Origin of the sequence: Hyphomonas sp. TMED31 (assembly GCF_002172815.1) — a bacterium.
Classification (GTDB): domain Bacteria; phylum Pseudomonadota; class Alphaproteobacteria; order Caulobacterales; family Hyphomonadaceae; genus Hyphomonas; species Hyphomonas atlantica.
In genome coordinates this window covers 42230-57077 of sequence record NZ_NHCK01000019.1, presented here as the reverse complement: position 1 = coordinate 57077, position 14848 = coordinate 42230, and the positions used below count along the sequence as shown (strand labels likewise).

Here is a 14848-nt window from a genome sequence, read left to right as displayed (position 1 = left end):
AGGCCAATCAAACAGGCTTGAACAGGCTCAAGGCCACGATGATGGCGATGAATACCCATATCATGACGATCAGGAAGCTTGCCTGATTTTCCAGAGCGCGGACGCGCGCATTGCGCGCGTCGGTCACGCCATCCGTTTTCATTTCGCCCCAGACCCGGAAGAAACGGATAAGCTGTAGCCGCACCAGAACGCCAGTCGCGATCACACCGGCGAACGCCGCGAACTTGAATCGAAGCCAAAGTGGAATTGGCCAATCCCCTCCGATCACACCGATCGACATCAGCAGCAGAACGCCCATCAGCACATAGCGCGATCCACGGTCGAGTGCAGCGAGCCGGGCCCCTACTGCCGAGTGCCGCACGCGGTGAATGTATTCGACGAAGCCAAGCCAGAACACGCCAAGCACAGCGGCGACGATCATCAATGTCTGGCCGCCGGGGACCCAGCCATACGCGGCCAGAAGAATGGTTCCGAGGGAGGCCTGAAGCACCAGCGCAAACCGGACGTGCTGATCCGTATTCATCACATGCTGCAGCATCCGGTCTCGCGCCTCGAGCGGAGAAGCAACGTCTCGGGTGGCGAACCGGAAAGAGGAATTGATGACCAATTCTGAGCCCAGCCAATATCCCACCACGATAATGTGAGCCACGAGCAGCCAATGTATCATGCGGTTTCACCCCAAATCCCGTCCAGAGAAGCAGCAGCCAATGAGAGGCGCCCTCATTGATATACCTTTCGAGGGTGGCGCAGATTGCTCCATCTTTCAATGGACACGTCATGGCCAGCCGATATCATCCGCCGCGTAGGGGCTTGATGAAGGAACTGGAACTATGTGGCTTTGGCTATTGTGGTGGTGTGTAGACGATCATCTGGCAGAGGCATTGGAAACGCCGGGCCTCGGGGAGCTGCCGATCTGGGTGCCCCTTGTCCTGTCGCTTGCCTTTGCGTTCACGATTGACGGCAAGGTCAAGAAACTCCGCAAGAAATAAGCGGATCAGCCTTCTGCAAATTGCAACTCGGCGAGGCGGGCATAGAGCCCCCCTTTGGCGACGAGTTGGTCATGATTGCCCTCTTCCACGATGCGGCCATGCTCCATCACGATGATCCGGTCCGCCCGGCGCACGGTCGACAGGCGGTGCGCAATGACGAGCGTCGTCCGGCCCTCAGCGGCATTGGAGATCGCGCGGCGCACCGCTGCCTCACTTTCGGAATCGAGCGCGGAGGTCGCCTCGTCCAGCAACAGGACCGGCGCGTCACGCACGAGCGCGCGCGCGAGGGCAACCCGCTGGCGCTGACCACCAGACAGGCTCCGCCCCTTCTGGCCGAGATCTGTCGCGAGGCCATCCTTCTCGGCGAGGAACTCGAACGCTTCCGCCATGCGCGCGGCATTTTCCAGCAGCGCCTCGTCGGGATTATCGGTCCCGAAGCCGATATTCTGCGCCGCCGTACCTGTGAACAAGGCAGACTCCTGCGGGGCATAGGCAAATTGCTGTCGCCAGTCGCGCGGATCCGCCTGCATCGCGGACACGCCGTCCAGAACAATTCGGCCTGACTGAACATCGAACAGGCGAAGCGCGAGACGGAAGACGGTTGTCTTGCCCGCACCACTGGGGCCGACCAGGGCAACAAACTCGCCGGGTTTCACAGACAGCGAGAAATGCTCCAGCGCCGATACGGTCTCATCCCCATAGCGGAAGGTGACGTCATCAAACTCCAACGCGCCAGTCACCGTCGCAGGCAGGGCCACCGGATGCTCTGGCGCAGTGATCTCAGGCTCGGCGTTCAGAACCTCTGCCGCGCGGTCCGCCGCACCCGCAGCGCGCATCACCTCGCCATAGACTTCCGCCAGCATTCCGAAGCCTGAACCGGCATAAAGCGCGTACAACACCATGGAGGCGAGATCGCCAAAGCTCATCTCCCCCGTCGCAACGGCGCGCGCACCAAGCCACAACACACCTACAAAGCCGCCAAACAACAGCACCGACACCAGCACGATCATGATGGAGCGCGCCCCGATCCGCCGCATCGCGGCCTCGAACGTTGCTTCGACCGCTTCGGTGAAAGCGCCAAGGCGGCTCTCTTCCCGGTTATAGGCCTGCACCAATTCGATGGCATCAAGCGCTTCGGCGGCCTCTGCCCCTGCATCTGCCAGCCGCGACTGTGCCCGGTTGGACATGGTTCGAATGACGCGGCCAATCGCCATCACGGGCAGCACCGCAATCGGCAGCATGGCCAGAAGGGTCAGCCCCAGTTTCCAGTTCACGACCAGCATCATGGTCAGTGCGCCGATTGTCGTCAGCAGGGTGCGTGTCGCCAGAGAGGCCGATGACCCGAGAAATGTCTCTATCAGGGTAATGTCTGCCGTCAGGCGTGAGACCGCCTCCCCCGACCGCATCTGGGAATGATAGCGCGGGGACAGCTTCAGAAGGTGGGCGTAGAGATCCTTGCGCAGGTCAGCGGCGATCCGCTCGCCGAAACGCGAGACGAAATAAAACCGGACAGCGCCAAGCACGCCAGACAGGATTGCCGCCAGCGCCACCCAGAGAAATGCGCGGTCGACCAGCGACAGCAATTCNTCGGCATTTCCNTGCGCCGCACTACCGGCATCAGCAGCGCTGCCCAGAAGCAAGGGAATGGCAAGGCTGACAGCCGCAGCCGCGACCAGGAAGATCAGCGCAACCGTGACCGTCACCCAGTGACGCGCCACNTAGGGCAGCAGCAANGCGAGCGGCTTCAGGGACTTCGCCTTGGGACGATNGANGGCCTCGCCACCCTCCGGCTGCGTTGCACGACGATCGTCTACAAGAGAGCTGTCAGTATCGGCCATGGGGTGTCTATAGTTCCTTTCAGATTCCCTGCCAGCAACCACTTGCAGAGGCGTCCTGTTTCAGTTACACGCGCCACTTCGAAAACAGGCTGAGACAAGCCCGCGCACCCGAACACGGCAGAGCGCGGTTGTCATTAGAGTTCAAGAGAGGCGAAGGCCATGAAAAAAGAAGGTCATCCCGACTATCACTTCATCACCGTGGTGATGACCGATGGCACCGAATACCAGACACGCTCCACCTATGGCAGCGAAGGCGACCGCCTTGTTCTGGATATCGACTCCAAATCGCACCCGGCATGGACCGGCGGCGACGGCAAGATGCTGGACCGCGGTGGCCGCGTGTCGCGCTTCAAAGACAAGTTCAAAGGCTTCATGTAAGCGTCCTTCGCTTCGCATGATGCGTACAGTGGAAAGCCCCGGCCTTTTGGCCGGGGTTTTTCTGTTGATCCCACCATATCTGAATGTCGCGGCAGGACCGACGGATTAACCACCACTTAACCCGTCCAAGCGAGCGTGCCCTCCAATTCCAAGGAGGCACAAAGCATGCTGCGCGGCGGTCAGGTCAAATCCCTCTTGTATTCCGTGACGATTCTCGCCGGACTGGCCGGAGCGGTTGCCCTGGCAGCACAGGCCACGATTGATCAGGACGGCCTGGTCTATTGGTCAGATGGTGATTCCGGGCGCCTTCCGGACGGCACCAAATTCCGCCTGCATGGCGTGGACGCACCAGAAACCCGAAGCCTGAAACAGATTGGCGGCGCAGAGTGCGAGTCCGAGCGTGAACTTGGCTATATCGCCAAGGAGAAAGTGCTCGAACTGACGCGCGACGCGGATATCAAGGTGACGCGTGACTACGGGCCGGACCGGTACAAGCGGCAGGTGGTCGATCTCAGCATCAATGGCGAAGACCTCGCTGCACGCTTGGTGGCCGAAGGCACGCACCAGGTTTGGGATTATGATGGCGGTGCCCCAAAGCCGGACTGGTGTGCGCCCCGGCGTCCCGCATCCAATACCGCCCCGNTGAGCCCGTAAGNCTTCGCTCAGCTTGCCCCTNGAGTGAACACTGCCTAGGCTTGCCCAGGAAGCCATGAGGAATTGATGCCGATGTTCAATTTGCGCCTGGCGATTGCGCCGCTGATCCTGTCCGGACTTGCGGCGTGCGACGCGCTGGATCCCCCNCCCCCGCAGACCCAGAAAATGCCGAGTGCAGAGACGAAGGCGCCCGTCGTCACGGATCGCCCGCTTGGTCTGGATGAAATCAGGACGCCTGCCGGCATTCGTGTGTTGCCGGCGGAAAAGCGTGTTCTCGTCTTGTCAGGTCACGTTGCAGCCGGGGCCGCGCTATATCGTGCTGGCGACCGCGAAGCTGCCACATCGCATTTCGGCCGCCTGACGACTGATGGCTCGGCGACAGAACGCGCCGGTTTTGAAGCATTTGGGTTTGAACCCGCAGCGTTTGACGATTTTCCGACAGACCCCACAGGCGNAACTGAAACAAGCGCTGATCCGTCAGAAGCGGAAGCCCACATTCTGGACGTGATCGCTGAAACCGGCACAAGGCCGCTGGATCAGATCCTGTTCCTGCTGGAACAGTGCTCTGACTCCTACGCCGCTGGCGTGTTGGACGCCGCCATTGAGCGCCCCCTCGCCTATCAGGCGTCATATGGCTACGCGGTCATCGCCCGTGACATCGCCCGCCAGATCGAAGACGGAGATGATCTCCTGCTGGAACTGGAGATATTGGTGCGGATGTGGCCTGATGAAGGCCCGGTAGACGCCGACGCCGTTGCGCCGGAGCCTGCCATCGGCACGCAGGTCGCNCGCGCGCGCCTTGCGGCCTCAATCCTTTAGAAGGGCATCAATAAACCCGACCGCNTCTATCGAACTCCAGTCGGCATCGCCAGCCAGCCGGGCAATCTCGAGACCAGCTTCATCGTACAGGATCGTCGTNGGGAATCCCTGAGCGCCGCTATCATAGACNATTTCATACTGNTCCGGCGTCGCAATGTGGAAGGTGATGTTGCTCGCGCCCAGTTCCCCGAGCCTCTGCGCGGCATAGTCCCGGTCCTCCTCGGAATCGACACTGATCGCCACGACTTCAAACCGGTCGCCGCCACGCGCTGTCTGCAATGCGCCCAACGAGGGCATCTCCTTTTCGCAGGGTGCGCACCAGGTGGCCCAGAAATTCACCAGCACGACCTTGCCCTGATAGGCCTGCAGGGTTACCGGAGTGCCGTCTTGCCGGTAGAAGGGCGACGAGGCGGCGGGCGTTCCGGCCTTTGAGAAGTCCAGCTTCTCGATTTCCCCTCGCGCGAAGGCTTCCAGCCGGTTATCTGGAGCTTTTCCGCTCCCTGCGCTCATCAGCGCATAGACAATTGCGATCAGGCCCACCAAGAAGAGGGCGATATAGGCCAGACGGGTCATGGGGCACGGGTCTCCAATTCAAGTTCGAAGGATATGGCAGTGACGACAGGCAAAGGCCAGACAATGTGGGGCGGACGCTTTGCCGCGACCCCATCCGACATCATGGAAGACATCAACGCCTCCCTGGATATTGATCGGCGGATGGCATCCGAAGATATTGCAGGCAGCCGGGCACACGCTGACATGCTGGCCGAAATGGGCATTATTTCGGCTGAGGACAATGAAGCCATTCAGGGCGGGCTCGATGCGATCACTGAAGAGCTGAAAGCCGGAACCTTCCCCTTCCGCCGAGAGCTCGAAGANATCCACATGAACGTGGAAGCGCGCCTCAAGGAACTGATCGGGGAGCCAGCCGGTCGACTTCACACNGCGCGCTCGCGCAATGATCAGGTCGTCACGGACTTTCGCCTGTGGACACGCGGCGCGCTGGACGAAGCGAGTCTGCTCGTGGCTGGCCTGCAGGNTGCACTGGTGAAGCGTGCGGGTGAGCACACTGAAACGATCATGCCGGGCTTCACCCACCTTCAGACCGCGCAGCCTGTCACGCTGGGCCATCATTTGCTGGCCTATGTCGAAATGCTGGAACGTGACCGCTCCCGCCTGCTGGATTGTGCGGAGCGCCTGAATGAGTGCCCGCTTGGATCCGCNGCGCTCGCGGGTACAGGCTTCCCGATTGATCGTGACATGACCGCCGATGCGCTCGGCTTTGCACGCCCAATGGCAAATTCGCTGGACGCGGTTTCGGCCCGTGATTTCGCGCTGGANGCGCTCGCAGCCCTCTCCATCGCGGCGACCCACCTTTCGCGCCTGGCAGAAGAGATCGTGCTCTGGACGAGTGCGCAATTCGGCTTTGCCCAGCTGACGGACGCGTGGTCGACCGGCTCCTCCATCATGCCGCAGAAGCGCAACCCGGATGCCGCCGAACTGATCCGCGCGAAGGCCAGCCTGATCACCGGGCTCTACGCGGCGCTGCANGGCGCAGTGAAAGCGCTGCCGCTGGCCTATGCAAANGACCTTCAGGACGACAAGCGTCTGACCTTCGAAGCCTTTGACACCTACAATCTCTGCATTCAGGCGATGACCGGCATGATCGATACGATCGGCTTCAAGCCCGAGAATATGCGCGCCGCTGCCGCCAAGGGATTCTCCACAGCCACCGATCTGGCAGACTGGCTGGTGCGGGAGCTTGGCCTNCCCTTCCGGGATGCCCATCACGTCACCGGAACGCTCGTNGCGAAAGCAGAGGAAAAGGGCTGCGATCTGGCCGATTTGTCTCTGGCAGAGATGCAGGCCGTGCATGGTGGAATTACTGATGCCGTCTTCGGCGTGCTGACCGTTGAGGCGTCTGCCTCATCTCGGACATCTTATGGCGCTACAAGCCCTGTTCGCGTCGCCGAACAAGTGGCACAGTGGAAACAGAGACTTCGACTGGAGTAGTCATTGATGAAACGCCCTCTTCTATTTGNCGCCGCCGTTCTGGCGTCTGCCAATCTGGCCGCCTGTGGGCTGACCGGAGACCTGAAGCGTCCCGATCCGCTCTGGGGCGAGCCGAGCGGAGACCTGGAGCCTGCAGAATTGCCAAACCAGAACCANACCAATCTTCCTGACCTGCCAGACCGGGAAGACGAAGACGCAGCCCCGGACGCTGACGATGAATTGCTCGGCGGCGCGTAAGGAGTTTTCCATGACGTTTTCCAAACCTGTAAAGACCGCGCGCTGGGGCGCCGGTCTGGTNGCCATGTGCCTCGCCGCTGCCTGCCAGAGCCAACCGGAAACCCTGGTCGTGGAAGCTGTTGCCCCGGCTGAGCCTGTTGAACCNGTAACNGTGGCAACGGCCCTCGACACAGCAGAACCGGAAGGACCGGTCGTCAACCAATGGGGCGGTATCGTCCCGGATGCCAAACCCACAACGCCTATCGACAATGGCGCNCTCGGTGAGATCGAATAATTTATGCATCACTTTACCTATCAGGATGGCTGCCTTCACTGCGAAGGTGTGAACCTTGAGCAGATCGCCGANGAAGTCGGTACGCCCTGTTATGTCTATTCATCTGCAACCCTGGTCCGCCACGCACGCGTGATTGCCTCCGCCTTTGAAGGACAGGACTGCCTGATCGCCTATTCGGTAAAGTCGAACGGCAATCTGGGCGTCCTCTCGACTCTGGCGCAGGAAGGGTGCGGCGCGGATGTCGTCAGCGGCGGCGAGCTGCAGCGCGCGATGCGTGCTGGCATTCCGGCGGATCGGATCGTGTTTTCAGGTGTTGGCAAGACCGCCGAAGAGATGCGTCTGGCGCTACAAGCCGGGATTCACCAGTTCAATGTCGAAAGCGCCGCAGAACTGCGCCGCCTGTCNGAAGTTGCCACNATGNTGGGCACAGACGCGCCTGTTGCCATCCGGGTCAATCCAGACGTTGCCGCGGGAGGCCACCCTAATATTTCGACCGGCAAGAAGGGCGACAAGTTCGGTGTGCCNTGGAGCGACGCCGAAGACCTCTACGCCGAGGCGGCAACCTTGCCCGGTATCAAGGTAGTCGGTGTGGACGTGCATATCGGCAGCCAGATTGGTGANCTCGTCCCGATGCGCGCCGCATTCGAGAAAGTTGTCGGCCTGACCAAGCGTCTGCGAGACGCGGGGCACGAAATCAGCCGTATCGATCTGGGGGGTGGCCTTGGGATTCCTTACAAGGAAGACGACGCCCCGGCGCCCCCATCCGACTATGCCGCCATGATCGCGGACGTGACGCAGGACCTTGGCGTTCAGGTCATNCTGGAGCCGGGCCGTGTGATCACGGGCAATGCCGGGGTGATGCTGAGCACGGTTCTCTATGAGAANGCNGCACCTGAGACGGATTTCCTGATCATCGATGCCGGCATGAACGATCTGATGCGCCCGGCGCTGTACGATGCGCATCACGACATCCTGCCCATCAAGCAAGCTGGCGCGGGTGCAGAGCGCAAGACCTATGATGTGGTCGGGCCGATNTGCGAGTCGACGGACAAGTTTGCCAAGGCGCGTGAACTGACAGCGCTCCGCCCCGGCCAGCGGATCGCGTTCATGTCTGCAGGTGCCTATGGCGCTGTGCTGTCTTCGACCTACAATGCAAGGCCGCTGGTTCCGGAAGTTCTGGTGAACGGGTCATCCTTTGATGTGGTTCGCCGCCGTCCGGAATTTGAAGAAATGATCGCCCTTGAAAAGGTTCCCGATTGGCTGACGCAAAAGGCATGAAGGCACTCAATGCCAAGGTTTCCGCGACACGGCGGAAGCTGACGGTCTATGCCTTTTTCAAGGCCTTCTGGCCTTTCCTGACTTTTGCCGCGATTTTTCTGGCGATCGCGCTGGCGGGCCTCATCGACCGGATGACGGCCTCGCTTGCGGCGATCGCTACACTTATCTTCCTCGTCGGATCGGTATTCTTCATCCTGCAGGGCGGGCGCCGTTTCACACCGGTCAGCCGGGAAGATGCCGCGCGTGTTCTGGACCGGCAATCCGACCTGCGACCTGTCTCTTCGCTGACGGATCGACCCGCAGCGACGCATCGTGACTCCCAGGGGCTTTGGCAGAAACATCGCGCGAGACTGCTGGAAGAAGTATCCCGCCTGCGCTTGCCGTCACTGGCGCGTGAGTGGGGACGGCTCGATCCTTACTGGATGCGCGCCGCCCTGCCCGCAGCTCTGATCCTTCTGACAGTTCTGGCAGGCAATGATGCAGCATCCCGCCTGCAAAGGGCTCTCTTTCCGGACTATGGCGCCCTTGTTGGCGCGGACAATATGGTGGTCGAAGCGTGGATTACTCCGCCCGACCATACCGGGCGGGCCCCGATCTTCCTGACACCCGGCCTGCAGAATGTGCGTGTACCGGAGGGGTCTGAAGTCACCCTCCGCACGGATGCACACAGCGCGCCGAAACTCATCCTGAAGGGCGAGAAGACGCTCAAGCAGACATTCGCGCCCACACCGGATGGGGCGTTCGAAGCGCGTGCACGAATCATGGAAGATACCCGCCTGTCGGTCCGCTGGTGGGGGGAACGCGCGGCCTGGCGCCTGCTGACGTCACCAGATGACGCCCCGATTGCAACCTTTGTGAAGGCGCCCGAACGGGGACGGCTGGATCGAACGGAGATCGCCTGGTCGGTCACGGATGACTATGGCGTGGATTCCCTCGAACTCAAGATCAGCTTGCAAACACCGAATCCCGCTGCGCCTGACGAAGCAGATTACATGCCCGTTCCGCTGCCCGGAGTGGCACCGACTTCGGCAGAAGACATCACCCAACTGGACCTGACGCGGCATCGCTGGGCGGGGCTGCCTGTAGAGATGCAATTGGTCGCGACAGACGGCGCGGGCCAGACCGGGCTCAGCGAGCCGCTGGATTTCACGTTGCCTGAAAAACTGTTCCTCGATCCTATCGCCCGCGTGGCTCAGGAAGTCCGTGTCACGGTTCTGAGAGAACCGAGAGACTATGAAGAATTGTCACGAAACGAGACCGCGCTGCAGCAGGATGCGCTCAATGTGACCGCTGCAAACCGTCTGGACACGGCCCCGCCAGATATCCAGAAGGCTGCGCTGATGCTGGATGCGATGACCTACAAAGGCGAACGCTACATTCCAGACCAGGGTGTCTACCTCACATTCCGCACTGCGAAGGGTATTCTGCAGGCTGCGGGCACGAAGGAAGAAGCCGAGCAAGTTGACCCCCTGCTCTGGGCGCTAGCCCTCAAGTCAGAGTATGGCAGCGCCGCCGATGCCCTGCGCCGACTGGAAGCAGCGCGGCGCGCACTTGAGCAAGCCTTGCGAGACGGGGCGTCTGAGGATGAAATCAAGCAGCGCATGGAAGCCTTCCGGGATGCGGCGAACGAATACCTCGCTGCGAAGATGGCGGAAGCCATCGCCAATGGAGACGAGCAGCCGCAGATGCAATCCGATCAGGAAGCCATGGCCAGCGGGCCGAACCTTGGCGGTCAGGATTTCGAAGACATGCTGAATGCGCTTCAGGATTTGACAGAGACAGGCGCAACGGATCAGGCGCGCCAGCTTCTGTCTGACATCACAAACATGCTGCAGAATCTGGAATTCCAACGCGGTCAATCCGGCTCCGGAGGAATGCCCGGCATGCCGGGACAACAGGCAGATGGAGAAGAAGACGACCTGCCCCAGGAAGAGCAGGAGCTGACAGATGCCATGCGTCGCCTGTCCGAAATCCTGCGGGAGCAGCGCCAACTAAGCGACGATACACTCGCCCAGGAGCGCGGCGAACGACCCGGGCAATCCGGCCAGGAACAGGGCGGGCAACAGCCAGGCCAGCAGTCTGGATCCCAACAAGGTCAGGACACAGGACAAGCTGGTGGTGGCGAAGGTCAGAGCGGCCAGACGGAAGCCCCACAAGGCGGCGGGAATGAGAATGGCGAACGCCCGGGATCGGGTGGCGGCGAATTTGCCGAAGGCAATGAAGGCGAAGGGTCAGGCCCCGGACAATCCGAAACTCTTGCTGAGCGGCAAGCCCGCCTTGGTCGTATGGTTGAAGAATTCGCCCGCGAGCACGGCCTCGGGGAAACCGGCAGCGGCGAAGATGCCCTCGCCGGCCTCGTGGACCCCGAAGCGCTGGAAGACATTCGACGCGCCCAGAGATTGGCGGAAAACGCGCTTGAACGCGGCGATGAGCGCAGTGCCGCGCGCAANCAGGAAAGGGCCACTAACACGCTGTCGGAGATCGCGCGGGACATGGCNGCNAGTCTCGATGCGCTGGAACGGGAACGCCGCGGACAGGACTCTCAGCAAAGCGACCCGTTCGGCCGTGCGACCGGCGGACCCGGCAATAATGGCGAAGAAGTCAATGTTCCGGATGCGACCGAACGCCAACGCGCCAAGGACATTCTAGAAGAGCTGCGTGAGCGCTACAATCAGTCCGACGATCCCGAAGAGCGCGAATATCTGCGACGCTTGCTGGATCGGTTCTAGAGCGCCCGCGAGCTAGCGGTTCGCGCCCGGCACCCATTTGACATCGTTCGCACCATTATTATTGGCGACGCGCCCCGCAACAAAAATCCAGTCAGACAGCCGATTGATGTAAGCCAGAGCTTCAGCGCTGACGATCTCGTCTTCCATCGCGTGGAGTTCAGCAACCTCCCGCTCTGCGCGGCGGCAAAGGGTGCGGGCCACATGGAGGTAGGCGGCCAGTTCACTGCCCCCCGGCAGAATGAAACTGTCGAGCGGCGCGAGCGCTTCATTCATCGCGTCGATTTCTGTCTCCAGGCGCTGAACCTGGCTTTCGATGATGCGCAAGGGGGTCCATTCCAGAGGCTTGCCCCTGTCCGGTGTGGCAAGGTCTGCCCCGAGGTCAAACAGATCGTTCTGGATACGGCGGATGGCCGTCAGCATGTCGCCATCTGCTTTCAACGCCGCGACACCGAGCGCCGCATTGGTTTCGTCCACCGTTCCGTAGGCGACAACGCGGGGATGCCATTTGTCGACCGGCTCACCCGTGGACAAGCGGGTCTTACCCTTGTCGCCTGAGCGCGTGTAGATCTTGTCGAGCTTGACCATTGGCGCCTCTAGAAACCGATCTTGATCGCGCCGACAGTAACGCCCAGCGCCACGAGAATGACGATCACCACAGCCTGCACCAGAATACGCAAGCGCATCAATTTGTTGGATCGGCTCGCCTGCTTGTCGTCAGAACGGGCAATGTTCGCAATGCCAAGGCCCAGCACAACAAGGAGCGCCACCAGCGCAATATAAAATCCAGTCATCAAAACGGTTTGCATGGGCAGCCTTTCAAGCAGCGTAGAGACCAGAGCATAGGGCGCAGCAACTGGAAGGCCATGCGCAAAGCGTCGCGGCGATCATTTACCCGTTTCCATCCGCTCAGCGAGGGATGTGATGCGGCTGGCCGCCTTCACGAGCGCTTCGGCAGCCCGTGCCTCGCTGAATGCCGTGCCCGGCCCGGTTCGTTTCGCAGTGTCCAGTTCGTCCAGCAATGCCAGTGCCGTGATCAGCAGCAAGCGTTCTTCGCCGATATCGCCAACTGCGCCTTCAATCTGCTTGACCCGTGTGTCGAGCTGTTTCGAGAGCGCTTCAATACGGCTCTCCTGTCCGGGCGCGCAGGCGATTGAATACGACCGGCCGCGCAATTGAATGTCAGCTTTTGCCATCGCCCTGCCCCTGTTGCCCGATGGCAGATTTGACCTCTTCGATTGCAGCACCGAGCGCTGCGCTCGCCTCATCGGCGAGGGCCTGCAATTCCCGCTCTCTAGCCAAAGACGCATCCAGCTGTTCAGCAAGGTCGGACCGGTCGCGCGCAAGGGCCGCGAGTTCAGCCTTGATCACATCCGGATCACCCGCGCGCGCCAGCAAACTGTCGAGCGCCGACTCGAATCGTGTGAGCGCCTCATCCAATTGGCGAATAGCAGGGTCGATTTCACTCATATACACAATGAAGTAACGGTATTATCTCAATCAGCCAAGCGACTTGACGCAACGGGCTTAGTCTGGCCTAGGACTCCCGCAAACCAAAGGAGATCAGCAGAATGGCTGTCACGAACCGCGACATGGCCAATGCCATCCGCGCACTTTCCATGGATGCCGTTGAGGCGGCCAAATCCGGACATGTCGGCCTGCCGCTCGGCATGGCAGATGCCGCAACGGTCTTGTTCCGGAAATTCCTGAAATTCGACGCCTCCCAGCCAGACTGGCCGGACCGTGACCGGTTCATCCTGTCCGCCGGACACGGCTCAATGTTGGTCTACTCGCTGCTGCACCTCAGCGGCTACAAATCCGTCAGCCGCGACGACATTCGCAATTTCCGCCAGCTGGGCGCGAATACGCCGGGCCACCCGGAAAACTTCGTCACCAAAGGCGTTGAAACAACAACCGGTCCGCTTGGCCAGGGCATTGCGACAGCTGTTGGCATGGCGATGGCTGAGCGTCACCTGAATGCGCGCTTCGGCGACGAGTTGGTTGACCACAAAACCTATGTGATCGCCGGTGATGGCTGCTTGATGGAAGGCGTCAGCCAGGAAGCCATCACGCTTGCTGGCCACATGAAATTGAACCGCCTGATCGTTCTTTGGGACGACAACTCCGTCACCATCGACGGCAACATCGATGTGGCCGATTCGACAGATCAGTGCGCCCGCTTTGAAGCGTCCGGCTGGGTCACCCGCAAGGTTGACGGCCATGATGAGAAAGACATCGAAGCCGCATTGAAATGGGCTCAGAAACAGAAGCAGCCTGTCTTCCTCGCCGTGAAAACCATCATCGGCTATGGTGCCCCCAAGATTGCCGGCACCGGCAAGGCACATGGCGGCCCTTACGGCGCCGAAGAAATCGCTGGCATTCGCGAGAATATCGGCTGGCCGCATGAGCCGTTTGAAGTCCCCGCAGATATCGAGAAGGCCTGGAAAAAGGTCGGTGAACGCGGCGTCGACGCCCGCAAGGCATGGAAAGAGCGCCAGATGGCCTCGCCGCACAAGGGCGAGTTCAATGCGGCAATGGCCGGTCGCCTGCCGAAGAATCTCTCCAAAGCGATCAACAAGCACAAAAAGGCTGTTGTTGAAGGGGGCGAGAAGAAAGCTACCCGCCAATGGAGCGGCGCCGCGCTGGAAGTCATCACGCATCTGGTGCCCGAAACGGTTGGTGGGTCCGCGGACCTGACCGGCTCCAACAACACCAAGACGGCCGAAACCAAGCCGATGACCCCATCCGACTGGTCAGGCCGCTACGTGCACTATGGTGTGCGCGAGCATGGCATGGCCGCCGCAATGAACGGGATGTCACTGCACGGCGGCATCATCCCCTATTCTGGCACGTTCCTGGTCTTCGCAGACTATAGCCGCGCAGCCATTCGACTCGGCGCCTTGATGGGCACTCGCGTTATCCATGTGATGACGCACGATTCCATTGGCCTTGGCGAAGACGGTCCGACGCACCAGCCGGTGGAACAAGTCGCCTCGCTTCGCGCAATGCCAAACATGCTGGTCTTCCGCCCGGCAGACGGTGTCGAAACGGCCGAGTGCTGGGAAGTGGCTGTCGGCCACGCAGACGGCCCATCCACGATGGCGCTGACGCGTCAGGGCCTCAGCCCGGCACGCACGGAGCACACAGACGAAAACCTCAGCGCATTGGGCGGCTACGTCCTCTCTCCATCAAAGGTGAAGTCTCGCGAAGCAGCCGTCCTGATCGCGACAGGGTCTGAAGTCGAAATCGCGCTTCAGGCTCAAGCCGAGCTGGCGAAGGAAAAAATCCATGTGCGCGTCGTCTCCATGCCATGCATGGAATTGTTCGCGCAGCAGGACGAAAAGTACCAGCAAGAGACACTTGGCGGCGACCTGCCAAAAGTCGCCGTTGAAGCGGGCGTCCGCTTTGGCTGGGATCGCTGGATTGGCCCGAAGGGCGGCTTTGTCGGCATGGACAGTTTCGGTGCAAGCGCGCCTTACCAGAAACTGTACGAGCATTTCGGCATCACGGCCGAGAAGGTTGCCGAGACGGTAAAGGGCCTGATCTAGACGTTCTTGAACAGGTCCAACTGTCGGGGGTCAATGTAGCGCTTCCGGCGCGTCTTGGTCCGGCCAGACCGAAAATAGAGATCATCTGTATGATCTT

Annotated in this window: 14 protein-coding genes; 7 read left to right on the top strand and 7 right to left on the bottom strand. The window is 60.8% G+C overall.

What is annotated here, in order from left to right; genetic code table 11:
• Positions 1 to 7: 7 nt before the first annotated feature.
• The gene (locus tag CBB91_RS03405; protein ID WP_273012065.1) at positions 8 to 667 is read right to left on the bottom strand and encodes a hypothetical protein; all 660 of its coding nucleotides are present in this window, start codon (positions 665 to 667) and stop codon (positions 8 to 10) included.
• A gap of 163 nt (positions 668 to 830) precedes the next feature.
• On the opposite strand from CBB91_RS03405, the gene CBB91_RS03400 reads away from it, so the two are divergent.
• Complete coding sequence (locus CBB91_RS03400) at positions 831 to 989, top strand: hypothetical protein (RefSeq protein WP_164473909.1); 159 nt, start codon at positions 831 to 833, stop codon at positions 987 to 989.
• Positions 990 to 994: 5 nt separating this feature from the next.
• Here the strand turns inward: CBB91_RS03400 and CBB91_RS03395 are convergent, their stop codons facing one another.
• Positions 995 to 2827, bottom strand: coding sequence for an ABC transporter transmembrane domain-containing protein (locus tag CBB91_RS03395; RefSeq protein WP_273012063.1), 1833 nt, complete (start codon positions 2825 to 2827; stop codon positions 995 to 997).
• Positions 2828 to 2986: 159 nt separating this feature from the next.
• Between CBB91_RS03395 and rpmE the strand changes: the two genes are divergently transcribed.
• Positions 2987 to 3205, top strand: a complete 219-nt coding sequence (gene rpmE, locus CBB91_RS03390; protein ID WP_027838126.1) for a 50S ribosomal protein L31 — start codon at positions 2987 to 2989, stop codon at positions 3203 to 3205.
• A gap of 165 nt (positions 3206 to 3370) precedes the next feature.
• Positions 3371 to 3859 (top strand): thermonuclease family protein, encoded by a 489-nt coding sequence (locus tag CBB91_RS03385; protein ID WP_273012060.1) that lies wholly within the window; start codon positions 3371 to 3373, stop codon positions 3857 to 3859.
• An 807-nt stretch (positions 3860 to 4666) separates the two neighbouring features.
• Here the strand turns inward: CBB91_RS03385 and CBB91_RS03380 are convergent.
• Entirely contained in the window at positions 4667 to 5251 is a 585-nt protein-coding gene (locus CBB91_RS03380; RefSeq protein ID WP_273012058.1) for a TlpA disulfide reductase family protein, read from the bottom strand.
• Positions 5252 to 5284: 33 nt separating this feature from the next.
• Here CBB91_RS03380 and argH point away from each other — a divergent pair, with 33 nt between their 5' ends.
• From argH to CBB91_RS03365, 3 genes are all read left to right on the top strand, one after another.
• Complete coding sequence (argH, locus tag CBB91_RS03375) at positions 5285 to 6688, top strand: argininosuccinate lyase (protein ID WP_345906718.1); 1404 nt, start codon at positions 5285 to 5287, stop codon at positions 6686 to 6688.
• A gap of 514 nt (positions 6689 to 7202) precedes the next feature.
• Positions 7203 to 8477, top strand: a complete 1275-nt coding sequence (gene lysA / locus CBB91_RS03370; RefSeq protein WP_273012054.1) for a diaminopimelate decarboxylase — start codon at positions 7203 to 7205, stop codon at positions 8475 to 8477.
• Positions 8456 to 11206 carry a DUF4175 family protein gene (locus CBB91_RS03365; protein WP_273012051.1) on the top strand — a complete coding sequence of 917 codons (2751 nt, stop codon included), beginning with the start codon at positions 8456 to 8458 and terminating at the stop codon, positions 11204 to 11206. Before lysA ends, CBB91_RS03365 begins: the two co-directional genes overlap by 22 nt.
• 12 nt (positions 11207 to 11218) lie before the next feature.
• Here the strand turns inward: CBB91_RS03365 and CBB91_RS03360 are convergent, their stop codons facing one another.
• The 4 genes from CBB91_RS03360 to CBB91_RS03345 form a co-directional block, all read right to left on the bottom strand.
• Positions 11219 to 11791, bottom strand: a complete 573-nt coding sequence (locus tag CBB91_RS03360; RefSeq protein WP_035547755.1) for a cob(I)yrinic acid a,c-diamide adenosyltransferase — start codon at positions 11789 to 11791, stop codon at positions 11219 to 11221.
• A gap of 8 nt (positions 11792 to 11799) precedes the next feature.
• Positions 11800 to 11997 (bottom strand): HIG1 domain-containing protein, encoded by a 198-nt coding sequence (locus CBB91_RS03355; RefSeq protein ID WP_241764125.1) that lies wholly within the window; start codon positions 11995 to 11997, stop codon positions 11800 to 11802.
• A 93-nt stretch (positions 11998 to 12090) separates the two neighbouring features.
• Positions 12091 to 12399, bottom strand: coding sequence for a cell division protein ZapA (gene zapA / locus CBB91_RS03350; protein ID WP_035547761.1), 309 nt, complete (start codon positions 12397 to 12399; stop codon positions 12091 to 12093).
• A complete protein-coding gene (locus CBB91_RS03345; protein ID WP_272982560.1) occupies positions 12386 to 12673 on the bottom strand; it encodes a DUF4164 family protein in 288 nt (95 codons plus the stop codon). The genes zapA and CBB91_RS03345 overlap by 14 nt, the downstream gene beginning before the upstream one ends.
• Positions 12674 to 12765: 92 nt before the next feature.
• On the opposite strand from CBB91_RS03345, the gene tkt reads away from it, so the two are divergent.
• Positions 12766 to 14751 (top strand): transketolase, encoded by a 1986-nt coding sequence (gene tkt / locus CBB91_RS03340; RefSeq protein WP_273012108.1) that lies wholly within the window; start codon positions 12766 to 12768, stop codon positions 14749 to 14751.
• The last annotated feature ends 97 nt before the right edge of the window (positions 14752 to 14848 follow it).